20 protein-coding genes are annotated in these 25,115 nt (G+C 65.3%); 13 read left to right on the forward strand and 7 right to left on the reverse strand.

Annotation, left to right across the window (positions count from 1 at the left end; genetic code table 11):
* The first annotated feature begins 13 nt into the window (after positions 1-13).
* Genes B4F51_RS15355 through B4F51_RS15390 form a run of 8 tightly spaced genes read left to right on the forward strand, consistent with a single transcriptional unit; the run spans position 14 to position 7,955 of the window.
* Complete coding sequence (locus B4F51_RS15355) at positions 14-1,759, forward strand: type II and III secretion system protein family protein (RefSeq protein WP_296226858.1); 1,746 nt, start codon at positions 14-16, stop codon at positions 1,757-1,759.
* Positions 1,760-1,769: 10 nt separating this feature from the next.
* Positions 1,770-3,533 (forward strand): ATPase, T2SS/T4P/T4SS family, encoded by a 1,764-nt coding sequence (locus tag B4F51_RS15360; RefSeq protein ID WP_296226859.1) that lies wholly within the window; start codon positions 1,770-1,772, stop codon positions 3,531-3,533.
* On the forward strand, positions 3,530-4,363 hold the full coding sequence (locus tag B4F51_RS15365) for a type II secretion system F family protein (protein ID WP_296226861.1): 834 nt from the start codon (positions 3,530-3,532) through the stop codon (positions 4,361-4,363). Before B4F51_RS15360 ends, B4F51_RS15365 begins: the two co-directional genes overlap by 4 nt.
* Complete coding sequence (locus B4F51_RS15370) at positions 4,360-5,232, forward strand: type II secretion system F family protein (protein WP_296226864.1); 873 nt, start codon at positions 4,360-4,362, stop codon at positions 5,230-5,232. Before B4F51_RS15365 ends, B4F51_RS15370 begins: the two co-directional genes overlap by 4 nt.
* Positions 5,233-5,240: 8 nt before the next feature.
* Positions 5,241-5,594: a DUF192 domain-containing protein gene (locus B4F51_RS15375; protein WP_296226865.1), complete on the forward strand. Its 354-nt coding sequence runs from the start codon at positions 5,241-5,243 to the stop codon at positions 5,592-5,594.
* Positions 5,582-7,240: an apolipoprotein N-acyltransferase gene (gene lnt, locus B4F51_RS15380; protein ID WP_296226867.1), complete on the forward strand. Its 1,659-nt coding sequence runs from the start codon at positions 5,582-5,584 to the stop codon at positions 7,238-7,240. The genes B4F51_RS15375 and lnt overlap by 13 nt, the downstream gene beginning before the upstream one ends.
* Positions 7,237-7,605, forward strand: a complete 369-nt coding sequence (locus tag B4F51_RS15385; RefSeq protein WP_296226869.1) for a hypothetical protein — start codon at positions 7,237-7,239, stop codon at positions 7,603-7,605. The genes lnt and B4F51_RS15385 overlap by 4 nt, the downstream gene beginning before the upstream one ends.
* Positions 7,602-7,955 carry a hypothetical protein gene (locus B4F51_RS15390; protein WP_296226872.1) on the forward strand — a complete coding sequence of 118 codons (354 nt, stop codon included), beginning with the start codon at positions 7,602-7,604 and terminating at the stop codon, positions 7,953-7,955. Before B4F51_RS15385 ends, B4F51_RS15390 begins: the two co-directional genes overlap by 4 nt.
* Before the next feature lie 26 nt (positions 7,956-7,981).
* Here the strand turns inward: B4F51_RS15390 and B4F51_RS15395 are convergent, their stop codons facing one another.
* The 3 genes from B4F51_RS15395 to B4F51_RS15405 form a co-directional block, all read right to left on the reverse strand.
* Entirely contained in the window at positions 7,982-8,827 is an 846-nt protein-coding gene (locus B4F51_RS15395) for a winged helix-turn-helix domain-containing protein (RefSeq protein WP_296226873.1), read from the reverse strand.
* A gap of 184 nt (positions 8,828-9,011) precedes the next feature.
* Entirely contained in the window at positions 9,012-9,848 is an 837-nt protein-coding gene (locus B4F51_RS15400) for a hypothetical protein (RefSeq protein WP_296226875.1), read from the reverse strand.
* A gap of 645 nt (positions 9,849-10,493) precedes the next feature.
* A complete protein-coding gene (locus tag B4F51_RS15405; RefSeq protein ID WP_296226877.1) occupies positions 10,494-12,362 on the reverse strand; it encodes a phosphoenolpyruvate carboxykinase (GTP) in 1,869 nt (622 codons plus the stop codon).
* A 436-nt stretch (positions 12,363-12,798) separates the two neighbouring features.
* Between B4F51_RS15405 and B4F51_RS15410 the strand changes: the two genes are divergently transcribed.
* On the forward strand, positions 12,799-13,827 hold the full coding sequence (locus B4F51_RS15410) for a D-2-hydroxyacid dehydrogenase family protein (RefSeq protein ID WP_296226879.1): 1,029 nt from the start codon (positions 12,799-12,801) through the stop codon (positions 13,825-13,827).
* Between the two features lie 138 nt (positions 13,828-13,965).
* Here the strand turns inward: B4F51_RS15410 and B4F51_RS15415 are convergent, their stop codons facing one another.
* The 4 genes from B4F51_RS15415 to B4F51_RS15430 form a co-directional block, all read right to left on the reverse strand.
* Positions 13,966-14,856, reverse strand: coding sequence for a DODA-type extradiol aromatic ring-opening family dioxygenase (locus B4F51_RS15415; protein WP_296226881.1), 891 nt, complete (start codon positions 14,854-14,856; stop codon positions 13,966-13,968).
* A 101-nt stretch (positions 14,857-14,957) separates the two neighbouring features.
* Complete coding sequence (locus B4F51_RS15420) at positions 14,958-16,388, reverse strand: dihydrolipoyl dehydrogenase family protein (RefSeq protein WP_296226883.1); 1,431 nt, start codon at positions 16,386-16,388, stop codon at positions 14,958-14,960.
* 105 nt (positions 16,389-16,493) lie between these two features.
* Complete coding sequence (locus tag B4F51_RS15425) at positions 16,494-17,387, reverse strand: patatin-like phospholipase family protein (RefSeq protein ID WP_296226884.1); 894 nt, start codon at positions 17,385-17,387, stop codon at positions 16,494-16,496.
* The gene (locus B4F51_RS15430; RefSeq protein ID WP_296226886.1) at positions 17,384-18,043 is read right to left on the reverse strand and encodes a TetR family transcriptional regulator; all 660 of its coding nucleotides are present in this window, start codon (positions 18,041-18,043) and stop codon (positions 17,384-17,386) included. The genes B4F51_RS15425 and B4F51_RS15430 overlap by 4 nt, the downstream gene beginning before the upstream one ends.
* A gap of 585 nt (positions 18,044-18,628) precedes the next feature.
* Here B4F51_RS15430 and B4F51_RS15435 point away from each other — a divergent pair.
* The 4 genes from B4F51_RS15435 (at position 18,629) to rpsU (ending at position 25,005) form a co-directional block, all read left to right on the forward strand.
* Complete coding sequence (locus B4F51_RS15435) at positions 18,629-19,900, forward strand: efflux RND transporter periplasmic adaptor subunit (protein ID WP_296226888.1); 1,272 nt, start codon at positions 18,629-18,631, stop codon at positions 19,898-19,900.
* A 15-nt stretch (positions 19,901-19,915) separates the two neighbouring features.
* Positions 19,916-23,068 carry an efflux RND transporter permease subunit gene (locus B4F51_RS15440; protein ID WP_296226890.1) on the forward strand — a complete coding sequence of 1,051 codons (3,153 nt, stop codon included), beginning with the start codon at positions 19,916-19,918 and terminating at the stop codon, positions 23,066-23,068.
* A 2-nt stretch (positions 23,069-23,070) separates the two neighbouring features.
* Positions 23,071-24,609 carry an efflux transporter outer membrane subunit gene (locus B4F51_RS15445; protein ID WP_296226891.1) on the forward strand — a complete coding sequence of 513 codons (1,539 nt, stop codon included), beginning with the start codon at positions 23,071-23,073 and terminating at the stop codon, positions 24,607-24,609.
* Between the two features lie 183 nt (positions 24,610-24,792).
* Complete coding sequence (rpsU, locus tag B4F51_RS15450; RefSeq protein ID WP_003262970.1) at positions 24,793-25,005, forward strand: 30S ribosomal protein S21; 213 nt, start codon at positions 24,793-24,795, stop codon at positions 25,003-25,005.
* The last annotated feature ends 110 nt before the right edge of the window (positions 25,006-25,115 follow it).

Genomic DNA, 25,115 nt, shown 5'->3' on the forward strand with positions numbered 1-25,115 from the left:
TCAGAAGAACGTCATGTCAACCATAACGAAATTCAAACGGGCCGGCCTTGCCATGCTGTTGCCGGCACTGTTTCCGGGGGTCATCGCGCCGGCACAGGCGCAGACGGGGAAGGTACTGGGCGCCGGCCCGAACTGGGCGACGTACGGCAAGCCCGCCAACAACGGCCTGTCGACCGACGCCGGAACGCCGCTGACGACCGGGTCGGGTGCTTCGCTGCAAAACGGCACTGCCGAGCCCAAGGCGCAGACTGTGGCCGTCGCCACCAACGCGCCGGTCGGTTTCGACCGCGCGATGCAGCGGGTCTCGCAAGACTATGAGGCTGCCGATAGCGCGACGCTGGGTGCGCAGATTGCGGCCGACGAGAAGCGGCGTGCCAAGCTTCTGGCGCAGGCGTCGGCTTCCGCCGCAGCCGCCAGCGGCCCCACCATCGTCGAGTCGAAGCCGGCTGGGGCAGCGGCAGTGGCCGGCAAGACTGCCAAGGCGGTCAAGGTGCCGCCGGGGCGCCACATCGACGGTCCGGCGGAGGCTATTCCGCGTGCCATTGCGCTGTATCCAGGCGAAGTTCGCGTGCTGAATCTGCGCGGAGTGACCCGGGTGGCCATCGGCAGCGGCAAGATCGCCAGCGCCACCATTGTTGAGGACCGCCAGATCGTGCTGCTCGGCGAGATGGCCGGTACCACGTCGGTCCACGTCTGGCTGCGCAACGGGCGCGACTTCGACATCGCCCTGACTGTCACTGCGGATGCGGTTGGCAACACGCTGGCCAATGTCAACAGCATGCTCACCGGCACCAAGGTGGTCGCTGTGCAGATGGGCGATCGCATTGTTCTGACCGGAAACTACGACACGGATGAGACCGTGCAGCGCGTGGCTTTGGTCAAGAAGGCCTATCCGGCTCTGATCGACCAGATTCCGGCGCGTCCGCTCGATCGCAAGATCTATAACGAGAAGCTGATCCGCTTGGATGTGAAGCTGGTCGAGGTCAAGAAAAACGCGCTGGATAACATGGGCATCAAATGGGCCGAGTCGATGAGCGGCCCGACGTTCGCCACGTCCGGCTTCTTCTATGCCAATTCGCTCTTCCGTGGTACGGCGCAGAATGATTTCCCGGTGACGACCGCGGCCAAGCCGTTCGTGTCGTACTTCGGCATCGCCACGCAACTGACCTCGATGATCAATCTGCTGGAAGAAACCGGCGCGGGCTGGGTGCTGGCTGAGCCGCGCCTGTCTGCGCAGAGCGGCGGCAAGGCCAACTTCGTGGCTGGCGGAGAAATCCCCATCCCGGTAGCCGGTCCGTTCGGGCAGACGCAGGTGGTCTACAAGACGTACGGCGTGATCCTGAACTTCGAGCCGGTGGCTGACGATGCCGGCAACGTCAGCTCACACGTCTCCGCCGAGGTGAGTGACATCGACACGCAGCACAGCTCTGCCGGCATGCCTGCATTCACGCAGCACAAGACCGAGACCGATGTGACGCTCCATGAGAACGAAACGCTGGTGATCTCGGGCCTGCTTAAGAACACCGGCAGCAAGACGCTGGATCAGATTCCGTTTCTGGGCGACATCCCCGTGCTGGGCGAACTGTTCCGCAACCGCCAGTTCCGCAACGAGCAGACCGAACTGGTGGTGATGGTGACGCCGCGCATCGTCAAGTCTGTCCAGGCACGCGACAACATGACCAATGAGCAGGACGTCAAGCGCGGCTACGAAGTCGTCGACAACGTGCACCAGTTGGTCGAGAAGCGGATGGCGAAGTAAGGAGGTTCTTATGCTGACGTTCAAGGTACAGGGTCCGAAGGGCGAGCTTCGCCAGATCGACGTGACCGAGCCGCGCTGCAAGATCGGCACGGACAAGCGCAATGCAGTGGTGCTCTCGGGCTGGACGCTCGGGCGCGAGCACGCGGAGATCCTGATGTCGAACGACGGCATCTTCGTGCGCGACCTCAAGAGCGCGAAAGGTACGTTCGTCAATGGCAAACGCATCGACACGCACGGGCCGTTGCTGTTGGAGGATGAGATCCGCATCGGCGACTATCGGATTGCCGTGGCGCACGCCGGCGCGGCGCAAGCGTCGTTTATGGAGGCATCGCCCGCGTCGGCACCCACGCCTGTGCAGGTTGCCGCGCCGCCCGCGCCCCGCCCTGCGGCCTCGGCCGCGCAGCCTGCGCCCGCTTTTTCTCCTGCGTCAGCGGCGGCCCCCGTGCCTGCTGCCCCTGTGCAACCCGCCTTCGATCGCGAACTGTTCGAACTGCGCAAGCTGTTGCAGGAGAAGCTGGTCGAGGCGTTCGACCTGCGCCGCATCGACATCCACAACATGCCGGATGCCGAGCTGCGCGCGCTGACCGAGCAGACCATCCGTCAGATCATCGACCGCACCAGCAGCGAGATTCCGCCCGGCATCAACCGGGAAAGCCTCATGGAGATGGTGCGCGACGAAGCCATCGGCCTGGGACCGCTGGAGCCGTTGTTGGCCGATTCGACCGTGACCGAAATCATGGTCAACTCGGCCAACGACGTGTTCATCGAGCAGAACGGCACGCTGTCGCGCTGCCCGGTGGCCTTCACGAGCGATCGCGCGGTGATCGGCGTGATCGAGCGGATCGTCGCCCCGCTGGGCCGCCGCATCGACGAAAGCTCGCCGATGGTGGACGCGCGCTTAAAGGACGGCTCGCGGGTCAACGCCATCATTGCGCCGCTGGCGCTCAAGGGCCCGAGCCTGACGATCCGGAAGTTCGCCAAGCGCAAGCTGGTGGCCGATGATCTGCTGCGCTTCGGCTCGGCCAACGCGGCCATGATGGAATTCCTGCGTGTGTGTGTGCAGTACAAGAAGAACGTGGTGATCTCGGGCGGTACGGGTTCCGGTAAGACCACGCTGCTGAACATCCTGTCGAACTTCATCCCGGAGCATGAGCGCGTCGTCACCATCGAGGATGCGGCCGAACTGCAACTGCACCATGCCAACCTCGTGGGCCTGGAAGCCCGTCCTGCCAACCTGGAAGGCAAGGGGCATGTGAGCATCCGTGACCTGGTGCGCAACTCGCTGCGGATGCGCCCGGATCGCATCGTGGTGGGCGAGTGCCGCGGCGGTGAAGCACTCGACATGCTGCAGGCCATGAACACCGGCCACGATGGTTCGCTGACCACCGCTCACGCGAATACGCCACGAGACATGCTCTCGCGTCTGGAGGTGATGGTGCTGATGGCCGGTATGGACCTGCCAGTGACGGCAATCCGTGAACAGATCGCCTCGGCCGTCGACATCGTCGTGCAGCAGACGCGCTTTGCCTGCGGCACCCGCAAGATCACGCACATCACCGAAGTGACGGGGGTGGAAAGCGGCAAGATCCAGTTGCAGGACGTGTTCAACTTCGTGCAGACGGGGCTCGACTCCAACCACAAGGTGAAGGGCCACTTCACGGGCTGCGGCTTCGTGCCAGAGTTCTACGAACACATGAAGAGCATCGGCATGGATCTGGATCTGTCGATCTTCGCGCGCCACGACCCGCGCGAGCAGGCGCAGGAAGTGCGATGAGCTTCCTTGTCAGCTTGATGATCGGCCTTGCGCTCATCCTGGGCGTGATGGCCGTCAGCACGACCGTCAAGCGTTACCGCGAACAGTTCACGCAGACCTCGCAGGTCACGCTGGAGGACATGTTCCTCTTCGTCGATCCGCAGAAGCTGTTCTACATCAACGCGATCGGCATCGTGCTGGTGCCACTGTTCGTCTTTCTTGGCACCGGCAACGGGCTGCTGACGACGATCTCAGCCGTGGTTGTGCTGGTGGCGCCGCGGCTGGTCTATGCGTGGATGGGCAAGCGTCGGCGCGCACGTTTCGCGGTGCAGTTGCCGGATGCGCTGACCATGATCGCCAACGCACTGCGCGCGGGCGCCAGCTTGCAGATGTCGCTGGACGTTGTGGTGCGCGAGTCTGCACCACCGCTCTCGCAGGAGCTGGGGCTGGTGGTGCGCGAGCAGCGCCTGGGCGTGGCGCTGGAAGACGCGCTCGAAGGCATGGCACGCCGCGTCACCTCGCAGGACTTCGACCTAGTGGTGTCGGCCATCGTCATCGCCAAGGAAGTCGGGGGCAACCTGTCGGAGACGCTGGAGCGCCTGGCCGGCACGCTGCGTGCCAAGGCCATCATGGAAGGCAAGATCGACGCGCTCACCTCGCAGGGCAAGATGCAGGGCATCGTGGTGGGCCTGCTTCCGGTGTTTTTGGCCGGCATCCTGACCTTCATGGACCCGGTTGCCATGGCGCCGCTGTACAACACTTATTGGGGCTGGGCCGCGATGGGCGCCGTACTGATCCTGGAACTGATCGGTGCGTTCTTCATCCGCAAGATCGTGAACATCGACGTATGACCTACATCCTGATTGGCCTGGCCGCAGGGGCGGCGCTCTGTCTCGGTCTGTACGCGGTGTACAGCCTGTTCTCCGAAGTGCCGGAGCAGGACACGCAGTATCGCGATCGGCCGCCGTCGCTGTTCCGCATGCTGTGGCCGTTGATCATCCTGGTGGAGTTCAACTTCGGCCGGATTCTGTTCACCAAGAAGCGGCTGGAGCAGACGGCTGTCCTGTTGCGGCGTGCCGGCCAGGAATATGCGCTGACGCCGCGCCAGTTTCTGTCGGGGCGCATCGTCACAGCGCTGGTGGGGCTTGCGCTGGGCTGGATCGGCAACGAAATGACCGGCATGGAGGGCATCAGCCTGCCGGCCATGTTCGGCCTGCTCGGTTACTTTTATCCGGCCATCTGGCTGCGTGATCAGACCAAGGTGCGCAACCTGCAAATCCTCAAGGCACTGCCGTTCTTTCTGGATATCGTCACGCTGGCGGTGGAGGCCGGCCTCAACCTGTCCAACGCCATGCAGCAGGCAGTGACCAAGGGCCTGAAGGGCCCGCTGGCGGTGGAGATCAACCGGGTGCTGCGGGACACGCGTGGCGGTAAGGCGCGTATCGACGCGCTGCGCGACTTCGCCGATCGGCTGGATTTCGCGCCCGTCACCAGCCTGGTCAGCGCGCTCATCCAGGCCGAGTCGATGGGCAGCAGCCTTGGCCCCATCCTGCGCGTGCAGGCCGAGCAGCGCCGCGCTGAGCGCTTCCAGCGCGCCGAGAAGATGGCCATGGAGGCCCCGGTCAAGATGCTCGGTCCGCTCATCATGTGCATCTTCCCCTGCACTTTCATCGTGCTGGGGTTCCCGATCGTCGTGAAGTTCATGACGAGTGGGCTGTGAGCCACGCCATGTCGTTGCGTTTCACCCATCGTCTGCACGTGGCCGGCGCCGACACGGATTGCCGGGTGGCGCTGGCGCAATCCTTTCTGCAGCGGCTGCGCGGCCTGTTGGGTTATCCGCCGCTGCGCGCTGGGCAGGCCCTGTGGCTCGCGCAATGCAGCTCGATCCATACGCTCGGCATGCGCTATCCGATCGACGTGGTATTCCTGGATCGCGCGGGCCGTGTGACCAAGGTTTGCGAGGCGGTGCCACCGTTGGCAGCTCGCGGCAGCCTGGGGGCGGCATCGGCGCTGGAATTCCGCGTCGGCGAGGCCGCGCTGCTAGGCATCCGGCCGGGCGTGCATCTGGCATGGACGAGCTGACGGCGTCGCGCTCGCCGGCCTGGCGTGCCGTGGCGCGGCCGCTTTCCCTACGATCGACGACGACCGAGCGCCGCGTGTTGCCTCTGCTGCTTGCGGCTGCCTGTGGTGCGGCACTGGCGCTGGCGTTCGCGCCGTGGTCGCTGCGCTGGGCTGCAGCGATCGGCATGGTGGGCGTAGCGGTGCTGTTCTCCACTGCACCGTCACCGCGCATTGCGGGCGGTATCGGCCTCTGTTCGGGGGGCGGGCTGATGGCAGTGGGCACGACGTGGATCGTCCACGCGATCGAAGGCGGCGCGTCAGCCGCGCCATGGGCAGTGGCGCCGATTCTCGCGGCGTTCGTGCTCATCAGCGCGCTGCCGTATGGACTGACGTGTTGGCTTGGCGCACGGCTCGTTCCGCTGGAGGAGGGCTCCACGCGTGCCCGCATCGTGCGCGCAGCTCTGGTGCTGCCTGCCGCCTGGACGCTGGCCGAATGGCTGCGTGGCAGGGGCCCGCTGGCCTTGCCGTGGATGCTGACCGGTACCGCTCACGTACCCGATGGCGCGCTGGCGAGCTGGATGCCCGTGCTCGGCATGTTCGGTACTGGGTGGCTGGCCTGGACGCTGGCCGGCGGATTTGCGTGCGCAGGCTTGCTGGCCTATCGACGTCGCTGGCTTGCCGCCATGGTTGCGGCAACCTTGCCGCTGACCGTGCTCGGGGTATCCATACCGATGGCGAACATCGCCTGGACCACGCCCGAGCCGTTTGCGCTGCACGTCCGCCTCTGGCAGACCAACCACCCGCAGGGCGAAAAATGGAATCGCGCCGTCGCCGCGGCCACTGCACGCGAACTCGTCGATTGGGTCGAGAACGCCCCTCGGCACAGCGTCCTGCTGACACCCGAACTGGTCATGATCGACCCGTGGCAGATGCTGCCCGCCGACTGGACGGGCCACTTGAAGGCTGCGCTGGCCGCCCGCGACAACACGCTGTTGCTCGGCATCCCCGGCGCCGATGTTGCCACGCATCGCCTGTTCAATACGCTCACAGTCATCGGCCCGCATGCCCGCGAGGCCGAGCCGCAGATCTACCTCAAGGAGCGCCTGGCCATCTTCGGCGAGACGCTGCCCGCCAAGGCATTGCTCGGCTGGCTCTACACACGCGCCTTCGCCTGGCCGCTGCAGGACCTGTCGGCGCCGGAGCCCGGCGAGAATACCCCGCTGCTCTATGCCGATGGTCATGTGCTGGCGGGTGCCATCTGCTTTGAGACGGCCTTCACGCGCAGCAGCGCCCAGCGCGATGCGCGTGCCGCTTTCATTGCCAATCCGTCCAACGATGCCTGGTTCAACAGCACGCGCTACCAGACGCATGCCCTGCAGATCACGCAGGCGGCGGCCCTGGAAACCGGCAAGCCGATCCTGCGCGCCAACAACGTTGGCTACACCGCGGTCATCCGTCCGGATGGCTCGCTGCAGGCGGTGCTGCCCAGCGGCGTGGCGGGTGAACTGGCGGCCGATGTCATCGGTCATATCGGCACCACGCCCTTCGCGCGCGTGGGCGAGCCGCTTATCATCGGTATCTGCTGTGCCGGCCTGCTGCTTGCCTGGCGCCTGGGCCCTCGCCGGCATGGACCCACTCGATTGAAGAACACAGGAGTACTTGCATGAAGCGTTCCCCACTCGCCCTTCTTGGTCTTTCCGCCCTGCTGGCCGGTCTTGGCGCGGCGTCGGCCGTCCACGCGCAGGAAGCGCCGATGGACGCGACCCACCTGGGGCTGCGCACCTTCGTCTACAACGCGTTCACGGGGATCCAGAAAGCCGAAGACATGCCGCGGTACCCGAAGGGACGGCCGCTGACCAAGGCCGACCTTTACAGTGGCGTGGCCGCCGGCATTCGCGCGCGCGGCAAGAGCTGCACCGGCGTGTCAGAGGCGCACGCAGTGGATGCGATGGGCTCGAAGATCGACGTGACATGCACCGGTGGCGGCCACTTCCGCGTGTTGCCGACTACCGGTGAGGTGCAGGGCGTATGAAGTCGCGCATCGCCGTTGCCGGCATCGCGCTGGCCATGATGGCCGGCGCCGCCCACGCACAGGCGCCGCAGGAACTGTCGCGCGCCATGCTCGGCCAGCTGTTGGGGTTTGTCCAGAACGCGTACTTCAACGCAAATCGCCTGTCCGACACGCCGAAGATGCCGACGGATCGTGCCGCGACGCAGCCGGAGGTGTTGTCCGCTGTGGCGAGCGCACTGCGTGTGCGCCAGCGCGCGTGCGCTTCCGTTGTCGCCGTCGACTACGCCGACGACACGGGCAACATGTTCAACATCACCTGCGCCGGCGGCAGCTACCTCGTCGACGCCAAGCGCGGCAAGATCACGCCCTGAGCGCGCGTTTCTCGCGGGCGGCGGCGTCAGGCAATCAGCCGCGCCGGCTCGCCCGTGAGGGCAGGGCGCGCAGGTGTGCGCGGATAGGCTGGGGCAACGGGCTCTGGCTCGGGCTTGCGCGAAGCGGCCGCGCCGAGGCGATCGCCCACCGGCTCCGCCGCCTGGGCTGCACCGCCGCTGCTCACCAGCCGGTAACCCGCGCCGCGCACGGTCTGGATCAGCCCGTCGCAGGCGGTGCCTTCCAGCGCCACGCGCAGCTTGCGGATGTGCACGTCGACCGTGCGTTCGCCTACGAAAACATGGTCGCCCCACACGCGGTCGAGCAGTTGCGTGCGCGAGTGCACGCGCTGCGGATGGGCAATCAGGAAATGCAGCAAGCGGAATTCCAGCGGGCTCAGCGCAATCGGGCGCAGGCCGTCGGCCGTTTGTGCTGTCACGCCCAGCGTGAGCGGGTCGAGGCGCAGGCCGTTGACTTGCACCACTTCATCCGCATGCTGCGGCGAGCGGCGGCGAAGCACCGCGCGGATGCGTGCGTGCAACTCGCCCGGGTCGCATGGCTTGACGACGTAGTCATCCGCGCCGGCATCGAGCGCCGCGATCTTGGCGCGCGCGTCGTCATGGCGCGAGAGCACGATTACGGGCAGGCCTCGTGTACGGGCGTCGGCGCGCAATGCGAGCAGCACGTCCATCGATTGGCGCTCCGGCCAGGTCCACTCCATCAGCATCAGGTCGGGCAGCGTTGCCTGGGTCATCGCCAGTGCTTGCGCCAGGCTGCTGCCCCGCTGGACATGGTGTCCGCCGTCATGCAGCGAAAACGTCAAACGTTCGAGCTGCGCGTGGTCTTGGTCGACCAGCAAAATCTGATTACCCACAGTAAAACCTCCCGTCTAACCTGCTGACAACTCTCCGGCGAGCGGCCATGCTGGCGCGCTCTCTACTGTCTGCGGTGCGCGTTGTTATTGAAGGTCACGCAGGCGTCGCGCACTCGCCAGCATGTCATCTGACTGTTCCCCCTGACCGCGAATGGCTCCTCGCGGCACTGCCACGGTGCTGCTCTTACTTCTGTCCCGTCCGTGACATCCAGCGGTCCAGCCGTTGTCGTTGCGTGTTGCCCAGCACCTGCAGCGGCGGGCGTACGCACGTCCATTCCGCGTGTCGCCGTAGCCGGCTCAGCATGTGCTTAATACTCGCCACCGCCGGCAGGCCCTTGATGGGGTTCACCCACTCGGCCGGCTCTGCGGTGTCGTCCCGATCCAGATAGCGATCGGCCATCATGTTCGCCAGCAGCGCGACGTCTGCGGTGACCGGCGCGCCAAGCTGTCCGGCCCGCTCGGGCAGGAAGGTCAGCATGCCGTCGAGCGGCAGGCCGCCTGGCGTAACATCCGCGCTCACTGCCTCGATGCCTGCGATGCGATGCGGGTACGCATCGGTCAGGCGCCGCATTACCGCCGCGAAGACGGGAGCGTTGCGGCCGGAGGGGCGCTCCAGCACGAAGCGGGCATCCGCCGGAACACGTTCAATCACCTCGATGAAGAAGCGGGACAACGACGCTTCGCTCGCCGCAGCATGGGTACTCGGTACCCGCAGTTGCACCGTGCCGTAGCCCAATGACAACGCGGTCTGTGTCAATTCAATCGATTCAGGGAGCGTCTGGCAGGTGGTGGCCGGCAGCAGCGCGCGCGTATGGCACGGATAGCGCGCCAGTCGCGTCAGCACCTCGGCCTTCTCCGCCAGAGACAGTGATTCGCCTTCCGCGGCCTGCGAGAACAGCAGCATTCCGGCCTTGGCTTCGTGCAGTCCGGCCACGTGATCCAGTAGCAGGCTCCATTCGATGTCCAGCGAGAACCCGAACGGCACCAGCACCGGCACCCAGAGGCTTCGGGGGCTCAGCATCTGTTTTGCAGATGCGGCGCCTGACGGCACCTGCCGGCAATCGTTTGCCCAGCGCACTTCCGCGCGACGCTTGATTCCCGTCCGGAGCGCCCCCGCGCGACCGGTGGCAGGCACTGGGCCCACTCTGGCGTGACCTCGAACTGCATCCCTTTTCCCGATTGTTATGGGTTCCGTACCCCCTCCGGTCAACTGCATACCCCCCGGACCTTTGGAATGGCGGAAACCTGTTTTGCGCGATTATAAGAATCTCTTTGTGTTTCGTCACGTGAGATTTTCACTTTGTGAAGCTGCACTCCCGGTGTGGGTCTTCAATGACGGGTGTGTGACATGTGTCGTTCACAAAGCCACGCCAGGAGCGGGGTGGCGGGCAGTGGCGCGGTTGTGCGCTTCGCATTCACATAAAAATGTCGATATTATGTTTCTATAGTCATAATGCAAACGCCATTGCTCGGTGGTGGAAGTTTTTACAATTCTGAGGTTCAAATTCAAATTCAAATCAAGCGATCTGTTTTGTTGAGAGGGGTAAATCGCTCGATTTAAATATTTAGGATTACCTCTTGCTCCTTGAGCATCGCCTGGCGCACAGGCGCAAAAAAGCCCGCACGCGGCGGGCTTCCTTGTAGCGTTCCGGCGTTCAGGCACGCATCAGCCCTCCAGCCGCCCCTTCAGGCGCGTCTTCGCCTCCGGCAGCGCCTGCGGCAGGCCATGCGCCAACTGCGTGAACAGCTCGTCGTGCAGCGCCAGTTCCTGCTTCCATGCGGTGGCGTCCAGCGAGATCACCTTGGCAAACTGTTCGGCCGTGAAGTTCAGGCCGTCCCAGCGCAGTTCCTCATAGCGCGGCGACACGCCGAAGACGTGCTCATCGCCCTGCACCTGACCTTCGAGCCGGTCGATCATCCACTTCAGCACGCGCATGTTTTCGCCAAAGCCCGGCCACACGAACTTGCCGTTCTCGTCTTTGCGGAACCAGTTCACGCAGAAGATCTTCGGCAGCGTGGCGCCGCTGGTTGCCAGTTGCTCACCCAGCTTGAGCCAGTGCGCGAAGTAGTCGGCCATGTTGTAGCCGCAGAACGGCAGCATGGCGAACGGGTCGCGGCGCACCACGCCTTGCTGGCCGGCGGCCGCGGCGGTGGTTTCCGAGCCCATCGTCGCGGCCATGTATACGCCTTCGGTCCAGTCGCGCGCTTCGGTCACCAGCGGCACCGTGGTCGAGCGGCGGCCGCCGAAGATGAATGCGTCGATCGGCACGCCGGCCGGGTTGTCCCACTCGGGGTCGATCGACGGGCACTGCGCGGCCGGCGCAGTAAAGCGCGAGTTCGGATGCGCTGCCTTGCGGCCGGTTTCCTTGGCTGCCTCGGGCGTCCAGTCCTGGCCTTGCCAGTCGATCAGGTGTGCGGGCGGCGTGTCGGTCATACCTTCCCACCACACGTCGCCGTCGTCCGTCAGTGCAACGTTGGTGAAGATGACGTTTTCCTTGAGCGTCGCCATCGCGTTGAAGTTGGTCTTCTCGCCCGTGCCCGGCGCCACGCCAAAGAAACCGGCTTCCGGATTGATGGCGTACAGGCGCGTCTTGCCGTCGGCGCTCTGGCGCGGCTTGATCCAGGCGATGTCGTCGCCGATGGTGGTGACTTTCCAGCCATTGAAGCCGGTCGGCGGGATCAGCATCGCAAAGTTGGTCTTGCCGCACGCCGACGGGAACGCCGCCGCCACGTGGTAAGTCTTGCCTTCCGGCGAGGTCACGCCCAGGATCAGCATGTGCTCGGCCAGCCAGCCCTGATCTCGGCCCATGGTGGAGGCGATCCGCAGCGCGAAGCACTTCTTGCCCAGCAGCGCGTTGCCGCCGTAGCCCGAGCCGAACGACCAGATCTCCCGCGACTCGGGGAAGTGCACGATGTACTTGGTCGGGTTGCACGGCCACGGCGCGTCTTTCTCGCCAGCGGCCAGCGGCTTGCCGACGGTGTGTACGCACGGCACGAACTCGCCGTCGGTGCCCAGCACGTCGTACACCGCGCGGCCCATGCGGGTCATGATGCGCATGTTGGCAACCACGTACGGGCTGTCAGACAGCTCCACGCCGATGTGCGCGATCGGCGAGCCCAGCGGGCCCATCGAAAACGGCACCACATACAGCGTGCGGCCGCGCATGCAGCCGTCAAACAGGCCATTCAGCGTCTGGCGCATCTCGGCCGGGGCGATCCAGTTGTTGGTGGGGCCGGCGTCTTCCTTCTTCTGCGAGCAGATGAAGGTGCGGTCTTCCACGCGCGCCACGTCCGACGGGTCCGACAGCGCCAGATATGAGTTCTTGCGCTTGGCCGGGTTGAGCTGCTTCATCGTGCCGGCAACGACCATCTCGGCGCACAGGCGGTCGTATTCCTCCTGCGATCCATCGCACCAGACGATGCGCTGCGGCTTGGTGAGCGCGGCGATCTCGCCCACCCATGCGATCAGGCGCGGGTGTTTCACGTAATCGGGTACGTTCAATGCGGGAACGCCCTGCATCACGGGTTGATTCATACAAAAACTCCGATGGGAAGTGAAAAGGAAAGCGGCGGCAGATCAGCACAGCGGCCGCGGCGTGGCGGCTTCTCCTCGCGCCGGAAAGCGATCGACGGCGCAGCGTGGGCGGGCCGGATCAGCGATTTCCAGGGGAAGGCGCAACGTAGGCGGAGGGACAGAGGCTGTACTGATTTCACATTCAGTTACAAAGCCGGTTGTTGCCGGATCGTAGGTTTTTCCGGGCGGCGGGGGCCGCGTGCGCTAAAGTGGCGGGACCGAGGTCAACAGACCCTAGAACAAGGACTCGTCACCAGCGTGGCTGCGCAAATTGCATGCCCGCGGCGGGCAATTCCAAACGTCGCCACGGATAGTCGGGGCGACGAGGGATGGGAAGAATACCACCGCGAGGGATCGCTGTTTTTTGCTGCGCACCATTGTCCGAAGTGAGATGTCGATGAAGATTGCCGTACTGGACGACTACCAAGACGCCGTTCGCAAGCTGGATTGCTTCAGCCTGCTGCAAGACCACGAAGTCAAAGTGTTCAACAACACCGTCAAGGGTGTGGGCCAGTTGGCCGCACGCGTGGCGGATGTCGAAGCCATCGTGCTGATCCGGGAGCGCACGCGCGTGACGCGTCAGTTGCTCGACCGCCTGCCCAAGCTCAAGATCATCAGCCAGACGGGTCGCGTATCGCGCGACTCGGGCAGCCATATCGACCTGGACGCCTGCACCGACAAGGGCGTGGTCGTGCTGGAAGGCAAGGGCTCGCCAGTGGCGCCGGCCGAGCTGACCTGGGCGCTGGTGATGGCCGCGCAGCGCCGTATTCCGCAATACGTTGCCAGCCTCAAGCATGGCGCGTGGCAGCAGTCGGGGCTGAAATCCACGACGATGCCGCCCAACTTCGGTATCGGCCGCGTGCTCAAGGGCCAGACGCTGGGCATCTTCGGTTACGGCAAGATTGGCCAGCTTGTGGCTGGCTATGGCCGCGCCTTCGGCATGAACGTGCTGGTGTGGGGCCGAGAGGGTTCGCAGGAGCGCGCCCGTGCCGATGGTTTTGCGGTGGCGGAATCGAAGGACGCGTTGTTCGAGCAGTCCGATGTGCTGTCCGTCCATCTGCGCCTGAACGAGGAGACGCGCGGCATCGTGACCGTCGCCGACCTCACGCGCATGAAGCCGACCGCCCTCTTCGTCAACACCAGCCGCGCCGAGCTGGTGGAAGAAAACGGCCTGGTCACTTCACTCAATCGCGGCCGTCCCGGGATGGCCGCCATCGACGTGTTCGAGACCGAGCCCATCCTGCAAGGCCACACGCTGCTGCGCATGGAGAACTGCATCTGCACGCCGCACATCGGCTATGTCGAACGCGAAAGCTACGAGATGTACTTCGGTATCGCGTTCCAGAACATCCTCGATGTGCTGCAGGGCAATGTCGACAGCGTGGTCAATCCGACCGCGCTGGCGCCGGCGCTGATCCGCGCCTGAGAATCCGCTCACGATCCGGGTGCGCCTCCTGATCTTGGCCCTGTGATACTCGCCGTACCCATGTATGGCTGCGTTTCTCAGGCCAACCTCGGGTCACTCGCTACGGATCATGAGCGGGTTCTAACGCAAGTCTTGAGTTCAGGCTGCCGCGTGCATCTGCGGTTGGTTAGCGCCCGCGCCGTCAAAGCGGAAGCTGTCCATCGCCAGCGAGCCGTAGGTGACGGTGTCGATCACGTGCTGGGCCTGCACGCCACCAGGCGTGGCTTGGGTGGGCTGGCCCATCGCGGCACCCAGGGCGACGTAGAGCGGCATCAGGTGCTCGTCGGTCGGGTGCGCATGGGCGGCATGCGGGGCTTGTGCGCGGTAGTCGCAGAAGGTGGCGAAGTCGCCGGTGCGGAGGCCTTCGGTCATCGCTTCCAGCATCCATTCGCGGAAGGCATTCACCCACGGCTCGACCGGCACGCCGTGCTGGGCCATGCCCGGGCCGCGCATCAGCGCGCGCAGGTTGTGCGTGAAGCTGCCCGATCCGATGATCAGCACACCCTCGTCGCGCAGCGGCGCGAGCGTGCGCCCCATCGCCATCTGGCACGCGGGCGATAGGCCCGGCATCAGCGACACCTGCACCACGGGAATCGTCGCCTCGGGCAGCATCAGCATTAGCGGCACCCACGCACCGTGGTCCAGTGGCTGGCGCGGGTCGAGCACCGTCGAGGCCTGTTCCTCCAAGCCGGGCACGATGTTGCCGTCGATCAGCGCGCGAATGCGCTCGGCCAACTCCGGCGCGCCCGGCGGGGAATATTCCAGCGCATAGAGTTGCGGCGGGAAGCCGCCGAAGTCGTGCCAGGCCTCCTGCTGCGCGCGGGCGGTGACGGCCGGGCGGCGCGTCATCCAATGCGGCGAGATAACCACGATGGCGCGCGGCGTGAGGGCGGCCATCTCTTGCCCGAGCGCGGCCAGGGCTTTGCCGACGGGGCCCGGATCGGCCGCCAGCATCGGCGACCCATGGGAAAGATAGAGCACGGGAAGCATGTCAAATTTCCTGAAGAATGTACCAACCATTCTGCGCGGTCCACGTGCCTGCAGCGTGCATGGATTTGCAGGCCGGGGTCAGAAAACTTGAACAAGTGCGCTCAGACGCTCAGCAATGCCTCCGCCGCAGTCGGGTGCAGGCCCACCGTTGTGCGCAGATGCTTGAGCCGCACGCCCATGCGCACCGCCACCGCTAGCGCCTGGATAATCTCCGGCGCTGCGTTATCGACGATGTGCGCGCCGAGCACGCGGCCGCTGCGCGCGTTGCACACCAGCTTGATCAGCGATTCCATGCCGGTGCCGGCAAAGCGCCGCTCCAGCGAGACGAAGCGGCGGATCACCACGTCGATGCGGTCGGCGGCGGCGCGCTTGTCGCTGTCCGCCCCGCGTTTGCCCAATTCGGGCCAGCGCGCGCGCGCTTCGCTCTCGGTCAGGCCGACGGCGGCGACGGCCGGATCGCAGAACACGGCGATCGGCACGGTATCCATGTCCGGCAGCTTGGCGCCCTTGCCAAACAGGTGCTCGGCTACGTAGCGGCCGTGCGCGGCGGCCACGGGCGTGAGCTGCAGCGCGCTGCTGACGTCGCCCACGGCATGCACGCCGCGCGCGCGGGTGCGGAAGTGGCGGTCCACGGCAATGCGACCATGCCCGTCGAGCGTCACGCCTGCCGCCTCCAGGCCGAGCCCCGTCGTGTTCGGTGCGCGGCTGACGGCCGTGACTACGCGCTGGGCGCGCAGCACGCGCGGGACGTCGCTGGCACTTTGACTTGCATAGACCGCGATGCCGTCACGGTTGATGGCATCGCGCTCCAAGCGTGCCACGTGGGCATTCAGCACCAACTCGACCCCGCAGGCGGCTAGGGCGTTTGCGGTGGCCTCTGACACCGCGGCATCGAACTCGGGCAGCACGTGCGCATCGCGCGTCAGCAGCGTCACCCGCACGCCGAAGCGCGCGAGCATGGAGGTCATCTCCACCGCCACCACCCCGCTGCCCACGATGATGAGCGAGGCAGGCAGCGTGCTCCAGACAAACACGTCATCGGAGGCACAGGCGAGTTCCGCGCCGGGTACCGGCAGCGGCACGGGAAGCGCACCGGTGGCCAGCACGATCTGGCGGCCACGCAGCGTGGTCTTGCCGCTGTCAGTCTGCAGCCGGACGATGCCGCGCCCTCGCAATGAGGCCATGCCGGTCAGCCATTGCACGCCGGCATCGGCCAGATGCGCGTGATGCACCTCGCCCAGTCGTGCCACCTCGGCCCGCGTGCGGGCGAGGGCGTCGGCCCAGGTGCCGGTGGCATGCGTGGCGCGCAGGCAGCGCGCAAGGGTCTGCGACCAGGCCGCGCCGTAGCCGAGCAGTGTCTTTGGCGCGCAACCCCGGTTGACGCAGGTACCACCCACCTGTGCGCAGTCGATCAGCAGCGTGCGCGCGCCCAGTTGGCTCGCGCGCAGGGCGGCGGCCAGCCCGGCCGAGCCGGCACCGATCACGATCAGGTCAAACGAGCTTGCAGGGAAGATGGGGTTATTAGGGGGCATGCCGGCGTCCGTCGAAGAAGCGTCGGCCGGACGGCCATGGCGGCGCGCCGGCGGGCGCGCCGTGTGCAGCAAGCGGCGCGAGCGCCGCACATCTCTCAACGGCGGCTACGCGGCCACCGGCACGGCGAACCCGCGTGGAAGTTCGCGCAGGAAGGTTTCGCCGTCATGACGGCCGAGCGCGTAGGCGTCGCGCATGGCGTCGGGGCGGGTGTAGTCCCAGCTCGAGATCGGCACCTTGCGCGAGGGTTGCACATAGAAGCGGCGCTGCATGCCACCAGGCACCGGCACGTCCACGCGGAAGTAGGTCGGACGCGGATACAGGCGCGTGACCAGCACCAGCACGTCACCCGGGGTTTGGTCCAGCGCGTGCACCGGCACGTTGTCGACCATGCCGCCGTCGAGCACCGGTCGCCCCGAGCGCCGCAGCACGGGCGTAAATGGCGGGGTCGACGCCGATTGCAGCAGCAGGTCGGCCAGTTCTTCAGGCGTGGCGCAATCCTGCGCGCGCACGAACTCGGGCGTGAAGCCCAGGCGCCGGCCCAGCGTCGGGTGCAGCGTCTTGCGGACATGCTTTTCGATGTTGTAGGCGATGAGCCCGGCTGCCACGGCTGTGCGCGCGCCCATCCAGCGCGGGATATGCGCCACACCGATGCGGATCTCGGGCGCCTGCGCCAGCCGCGCGAGGCGGCCCTCGCCGAAGACGGTCAGCAGCGCCGTGCGGTACATGCCGTAATGCGGGAACACGCGCTCGCCGCGCAGCAAGTTGCCCCAATGGGCATTGCGCTTGTTGTGGCGCAGGGCTTCGCCGTAGTAATCCATCAGCTCGGCGGCATTCCAGGCGTGCAGCATGCAGGCCGTCGACGCGCCGGCCGAGATGCCCGCGATCACACGCGGCGCCAGGCCCAGTTCGGGCTGCACGACATCCCACCAGCCGGCCTGCCACCAGCAGCGGTTGCCGCCGCCGGCAAACACCATCTGATCGAACGCGGGCGTGCTCATACGGTGGCCTCCACGCTGACCGGCTGGGCCAGGCGCAGCGCGGGCGAATATTTGAGCGTATCGATGCACGCTTCGACAAAGCGCTCCCGCTTGGCCGACAGGCTGGATGCATCGGGGTAGAAGAGGTAGTCGCCCATGATGCCGCCGAACGATGCGTGGAAATGCGCCACCGCCAGCGGCACATCGAGGTCGGGAGGCAACTGTCCACGTCGCGCCGCCTGGCCGATGATCTGGGTCAGTTTGGCCAGCCCCTCTTCAAATGACTCCTGCTGGCGCTTGAGGATCGGGCTTGTGTCCTCCACGAACTCGCACTTGTTGAACATGATCTCGAAGACGCGGCGCCAGTGCGCGTCTTCCACGAGCTGGCGCAGCAGGAAGTTGGCCACCGTGCGCAGTTCGCCGAGCGGGTCGTCGGACTCGACGCCCAGCGGCGAGCACAGGGTTTCCATCGGCAGCTTCACGCGCTCGCACATGGCGGCGAACACATCGGCCTTGTTGCGGAAATGCCAATAGATGGCGCCACGCGTCACGCCTGCGGCCTGCGCGATATCCGATAACGATGTGCGCGCCACGCCGCGCGCGTAGAACACGTCTTCCGCCGCATCCAGGATGCGGTTGCGTGTTTCGAGTGCTTCTTCCTTGGTTCGTCTGACCATGATCTTCCAGGGGAACGCCGGATGACCGGCTCTGGCCACCGGCGTTCTTTCGATTGGCTTTTGTGCGTTGCACAAAATAAGGCAACGAGCTATTGCGTCCTATGCAACGTGGCAGCGTCCTTGCCCGCCGACAATGCTTGCCGCAACGCGGCATCTCCTCACTTTCACGTGCTGCCGGCATTGCAACGAATTCCGAAAAAGTGTCAACGGAAGCCGTATTGCGAGCAGGCGTTACTTACATACATACGCGAACGTATCTATAATAGCGCGCACTCCGTAAGTTGCCCATGGTCGTACCCGCCACTTCCCAGTTTCGAGGTTGGCTGTACGACTGTCTTCTGGTGTCGACGCCATGCTGTAGGTTGCGATTGACGGAGATCGAACGCCGATCGCTCCCGCCTCTCAGCATTCTGGTCCGGTTTGTTGCGACTTCGTCGCATTGGCGGTATCGCACGCCGCCGGATACGGCTAGCATCGAACGTTTTCGTTTTTGTGTTTTTTGGTTTCGCTGACGGTTTGCTGGCGCCGCACTCGTTTGCGTCGCGCGGCACCCGGCATTCCGCTTATCGCCACATGGGGTCATCTATGACGAACACCCGCCGTTATCACCAACTCGCTGCCGCCGCATTCACGGTAGTGGCGCTTGCAGCCTGCGGCAACAAGCAGGCACAAGGGCCGGGCGGCGCCGGCATGCCTCCGACCGAAGTCGGCATTGTGACCGTGCAGCCGCACACCGTTGGCCTGACCAGCGAGTTGCCAGGCCGCCTGGAAGCCACGCGCGTGGCCCAGGTGCGTGCGCGGGTCGCGGGCATCGTGCTCAAGCGCAACTACGCGGAAGGCAGCGACGTGAAGGCCGGCCAGCAACTGTTCCAGATCGACCCGGCGCAGTACCAGGCTTCGCTCGACAGCGCAAAGGCACAACTGGCGCGCTCCGAAGCCACGCAGACGCAGGCGCAGCTCAAGGCCGAGCGGTACAAGCCGCTGGTGGCCACCAACGCCATCAGCAAGCAGGACTACGACGACGCCACCGCCGCCGCCAAGCAAGCCACCGCGGATGTGGCCGCCGCCCGCGCCGCCGTGGAAACCGCCAAGCTGAACGTCGGCTACGCCAGCGTGACTTCGCCCATCTCCGGCCGTGCCGGTCTGGCGCAGGTCACCGAAGGTGCGCTGGTTGGCCAGGGCGAGGCGACGCTGCTGACGACCGTGCAGCAGATCGACCCGATCTACCTGACCTTCACGCAGTCGAGCACCGAAGTGATGCGTCTGCAGCAAGCGCTCAAGGACGGCAAGCTGGCCAAGGCCGGTGGTGATGCGGCCAAGGTCACGCTCGTCACCGAAGACGGCCGCGCCTACGCCCAGCCGGGCAAGCTGTATTTCTCGGACCTGACGGTGGACCCGGCCACGGGCACCATCACGCTGCGCGCGATTGTTCCGAACGCCGACCGCACGCTGCTGCCGGGCATGTACGTGCGTGCGCGCCTGGAGCAGGCCGTGGACGAACAAGCCATCACGGTGCCGCAACAAGCGGTGACGCGCAGCCCGGACGGCGCCTCCGTCATGGTGGTCGATGAGAAGGGCATGGCTGCCGTGCGCCAGGTTCAGGCCGACCGCTCAATCGGCACGGACTGGATCGTCTCCAGCGGTTTGAAGGCGGGCGACAAGGTGATCGTCGACGGCCTGCAGAAGGTTCGTCCGGGTGCACCGGTCAAGGCCGTACCGTGGCAGCCGATGTCGGCAGGCCAGGGCAAGGCCCCGCAAAGTCAGGGCGGCCAGGGTAGCGGCGCAGCATCTGCACCGGCGGCCAGCGCCCCTGCTGCAAGCACTCCCGCTGCCAGCGCACCGGCAGCCAAGCAGTAAACAAGGAGCCATCGCATGGCAAAGTTTTTCATCGATCGCCCGGTCTTTGCCTGGGTGCTCGCGCTGTTCATCATCCTTGCTGGGGCAATTTCGATCACCCAGCTGCCGATCTCGCAGTACCCGACCATCGCACCGCCGTCTGTCATCATCACGGCCACGTACCCGGGCGCAAATGCGAAGACGCTGGACGAATCCGTTACCAGCATCATCGAGCAGGAAATGAACGGTGCGGACGGCCTGCTCTATATGGAGTCGGTCAGCCAGGGCGGTAACGGCCAGGCGCAAATCACCGTGACGTTCAAGGCCGGTACCGATCCGGCGCTGGCGCAGGTGGACGTGCAGAACCGCCTGAAGCGCGTGGAAGCGCGGTTGCCGTCTGCGGTGACGCAGCAGGGGGTGCAGGTCGACAAGGCCCGCTCGAACTTCCTGCTGTTCGCCACGCTGGCATCCACTGACGGCAAGATGGACCCGGTGGCGCTGGGTGACTACATCTCGCGCAACGTGCTGAATGAAATCAAGCGCGTGCCGGGCGTGGGTCAGGCGATTCTGTTCGGTACGGAGCGCGCCATGCGCGTCTGGATCGATCCGGCCAAGCTGGTCGGCTACAAGCTGACGCCCACGGATGTCTACAACGCCATCCGCGCACAGAACGCGCTCGTCTCGGCCGGTACGATCGGCGATCTGCCGTCTGTCTCCGACCAGCCGCTCGCGGCGACGGTCGTGGTGGAAGGCCAGCTCACGACCACCGAGCAGTTCGGCAATATCGTGCTGGTGGCCAAGCCGGATGGTTCGCTGGTCCGCGTGAAGGACGTTGCGCGCCTGGAACTGGGTGGCCAGACCTACTCGACGTCTGCGCGGATCAACGGTCAGCCGATCTCGGCCATTGGTGTGCAGCTCTCGCCCACCGGTAACGCGCTGGGCACCGCCAAGGCCGTGAAGGCCAAGCTGGAAGAGCTGTCGAAGTACTTCCCGGCGGGCGTGGAATACAAGGTGCCGTACGACACCTCCAAGTTTGTCCAGATCTCGATCGAGGAAGTGGTCAAGACGCTGTTCGAGGCCATGGCGCTGGTGTTCCTGGTGATGCTGCTGTTCCTGCAGAACATCCGCTACACGCTGGTGCCGTCGATCGTGGTGCCGATCTCGCTGCTCGGGGCGTTCGCCACCATGAACGCGATGGGCTTCTCGATCAACGTGCTGACGATGTTCGGCCTCGTGCTGGCGATCGGTATCCTCGTTGACGATGCCATCGTGGTGGTGGAAAACGTCGAGCGGATCATGGCCGAAGAAGGCCTGCCCCCGCGCGAAGCGACCCGCAAGGCCATGGGCCAGATCACGGGCGCCATCATCGGTATTACGCTGGTGCTGATGGCCGTGTTCATCCCGATGGCGTTCTTCTCGGGTTCGGTGGGCGCGATCTATCGCCAGTTCTCGCTGTCGATGGTGTCGTCGATCTTCTTCTCGGCACTCATGGCGCTGACGCTCACGCCGGCGCTGTGCTCAACGCTGCTCAAGCCGATCGAGAAAGGTTCGCACCACGAGAAGAAGGGCTTCTTCGGCTGGTTCAACCGCATGTTCAGCACCACCACGAACCGCTACCAAAGCTTCGTGGAGCGCATGCTCAAGAAGACCTTCCGCTACATGGTCATCTACGCTGCGCTGATCGCTGCGGTGGTGCTCCTGTTCCTGCGCCTGCCGTCTTCGTTCCTGCCGACCGAAGACCAGGGCTACATCGTGACCAACATCCAGTTGCCGCCGGGTGCATCGGCCAACCGCACGCTGGAAGTGATCAAGCAGGTCGAGAACTACTACAAGCATGAAAAGGCCGTCGAGAACATCGTGGCCGTGCAGGGCTTCAGCTTCTCGGGCAACGGCCCGAACGCCGGTATCGTGTTCACCCCACTCAAGGATTGGAGCGAGCGAAAGGGCAAGGATCAAACCGCTGATGCTGTGGCCGGCCGTGCCTTCGGTGCGTTGTTCGGTGGTATTCGCGACGCGATCGTGTTCCCGCTGAACCCGCCGCCGATCCCGGAACTGGGTAACGCAACGGGCTTCACCTTCCGTCTGCAGGACCGTGCAGGCCTGGGCCACGACGCGCTGATCGCAGCTCGCAACCAGCTGATGGAGATGGCGGCGAAAAGCAAGGTCATCACCGGCATGCGCCCTGAAGGCCTGGAAGATTCGCCGCAGTACCAGGTGGATATCGACCGTGAGAAGGCCAATGCGCTGGGTGTCTCGTTCACCGACATCAACGCTGTGCTGTCGACGGCGCTGGGTTCGGCCTATGCGAACGACTTCCCGAACTACGGTCGTCAGCAGCGTGTGATCGTGCAAGCGGACAAGATCAACCGCATGCAGCCCGAAGACATCATGAAACTGTACGTGCGCAACGCGCAGGGCAACATGGTGCCGATGTCGACGTTCGCCAAGGGCCATTGGATCGTCGGCCCGGTGCAGCTCGTGCGCTACAACGGTTATCCGGCTGTTCGCCTTTCGGGGGCGGCCGCGCCGGGTGCCAGTTCGGGTGATGCCATGGCCGAGATGGAGCGCTTGGCTGCCAAGCTGCCGGCCGGTATCGGCTACGAGTGGACGGGGCAGTCGCTGCAGGAAAAGGCCTCGGGCTCGCAGGCGCCGGCGCTGTATGCGCTGTCGCTGCTGGCGGTGTTCCTGGTGCTGGCCGCGCTGTACGAGAGCTGGTCGATCCCGGCGGCGGTGATTCTGGTGGTGCCGCTGGGCGTGCTCGGTGCGCTGCTGGGCGTGACGCTGCGCGCCATGCCTGACGACGTGTACTTCAAGGTCGGCCTGATTGCGGTGGTGGGTCTGTCCGCCAAGAACGCGATTCTGATCATCGAATTCGCGAAGGACCTGCAGGCGCAAGGCAAGGGCCTGATCGAAGCGACATTGGAAGCGGTGCACCTGCGGTTCCGCCCGATCATCATGACGTCGTTCGCCTTCATCCTGGGCGTGCTGCCGTTGGCGATTGCCACTGGTGCCAGCTCCGCCAGCCAGCGCGCCATCGGTACCGGCGTGATGGGCGGGATGATCACCGCGACGGTGCTGGCTGTGATGCTGGTGCCCGTGTTCTTCGTGGTGGTCCGCCGCATCTTCAAGGGCAGCGAGCGTCAACGCCGCCTGGATGCCGCGCACCGTCCGCTGGACGAGGAAATCTGAATATGCAGAAAACCATGACTTTCCGAACCCCCGCGCTGTTGCCGGCGCTCCTGCTGGCTGCCGGCGTGTTGTCCGGCTGCTCGCTGGCGCCGACTTACCAGCGCCCGGATGCTCCGGTGTCCGGTGCCTATCCGCAAGCGCCGGCCGGCTATGTCGTGCCGGCCGATAGCGCCAAGCCGGGTGAGAACGCACCGCGTGCCACCGACCTCGGCTGGCGCGAGTTCTTCCCCGACGCGCGTCTGCAGAAGCTGATCGGCCTGGCGCTGGAAAACAACCGCGACTTGCGCATCGCCGTGCTCAACATCGAGGCGGCGCGCGCCCAATACCGCCTGCAGATCGCCGACCTGCTGCCGCCGGTCAACGCGTCTGCCACGTACACGCGCAGCCTGACACCGCGGTCAATCTCGCAAACTGGGCAGGATATCCACGCCAAGCAGTACCAGCTTGGCGTCGGCATCAACAACTACCAGGTCAACCTGTTCAGCGTGGGCGATGTGACGAGCTCCGCGCGCGCCAGCTACCTCGCCACCGAGGAAGGCCAGCGTGCCGCGCAGATCAGCCTGATCTCGCAGGTGGCCAAGGCGTATTTGAACGAGCGTGCCTATGCCGAGCAACTCGACCTGGCCCAGCAGACCCTGAAAGGTCGCGAGGATTACTACAAGCTCGCCAAGCAGCGCTTTGACGTAGGTGCGTCGTCGTTGCTGGATCTGCGCCAGACCGAGACGCTGGTGGAATCGGCCCGCGTGGCCGTTGCGCAGCTCACGCGCCAGTACGCCCAGGCGACCAACGCCCTGGTGCTGCTGGTCGGTGCGCCGTTGCCGGCCGACCTGCCACCGCCGACCACCGTGTCGTCGGAGAAGATCGTTGCCGATATTCCGCCGGGGCTGCCTTCGGAACTGCTGGAGCAGCGTCCTGACATCCGCCAGGCCGAGCAGAAGCTGATTGCGGCCAACGCCAACATTGGCGTGGCGCGCGCGGCGTTCTTCCCGAGCATCGGGCTGACGTCCAACGTCGGTACGGCGAGCGGTGCGCTGCACGACCTGTTCAAGTCCGGAACCGGGCTGTGGTCGTTCGTGCCAAACCTCACGCTGCCGATCTTCAACTGGGGCACCAACGTCTTCAATCTGGACCTGACCAAGGCCAACCAGAAGATTGCCGTCGCCAACTACGAGAAAACGATCCAGACCGCGTTCCAGGAGGTGTCCGACGCGCTAGTGGCGCGCGGTACGCTGGAAGAGCAGGTCGCCGCGCAGAAGCGCTTCCGCGATGCCACGGCCGAGCGCCTGATGCTGTCTGACCAGCGCTACCGCAACGGCGTGTCGAGCTTCCTCGACGTGCTCGATGCGCAACGTGATCTGTTCAGCGCCGACCAGACCCTGGTGCAGACGCGCTTGGCTCGCCTGACCAACGCCATCGATCTGTATACGGCGTTGGGCGGCGGCCTGCAGGAGCGCAGCACCGTCGCGGCTGCCCAGCAGGCCCAGCCGACGGCCGCGCCCGGTATTGCGCCCGCCGCGCCGGATATGACGCCAGCCCGCTGATTCGCTAAATCAGCGGGCCGGTCACCGTCGCATCGAGGCGACGGTGACCGGCGCAGAAGTGGTTGATTCGGCACACCTTGACCGTGCTTGCACCGGTAAAGCAATTCAACTACACTGCACGCCCTCTGGGCGGTATATAATCCGCTGTTTCGCCGTCCACCCGAATATTGAGCAAGGGACCCGATGACCACCATCCGCCTGAAAGAAAACGAGCCGGTCGAAGTCGCACTGCGCCGCTTCCGCCGTGAAATCGAGCGCACCGGCCTGATCAAGGAACTGCGCGCCCGCACCGCCTACGAAAAGCCGACGACCGAGCGCAAGCGCAAGAAGGCTGCCGCCGTGTCGCGTACGCGTAAGCGCCTGCGCTCGCAAATGCTGCCGAAGAAGCTTTACTAAGATCGCGCGATTGTTCCGGTAGCACCAACTGGGTGCTGCCGTTGGCGGCGTGAAGTCATTCGACCTCCAGCCCGCCGGGCTTGGCCCACAGCGCGCTTAGTGCGCACCCG

The sequence above is a fragment of the Ralstonia sp. UBA689 genome (assembly GCF_002298975.1).
GTDB lineage: Bacteria > Pseudomonadota > Gammaproteobacteria > Burkholderiales > Burkholderiaceae > Ralstonia.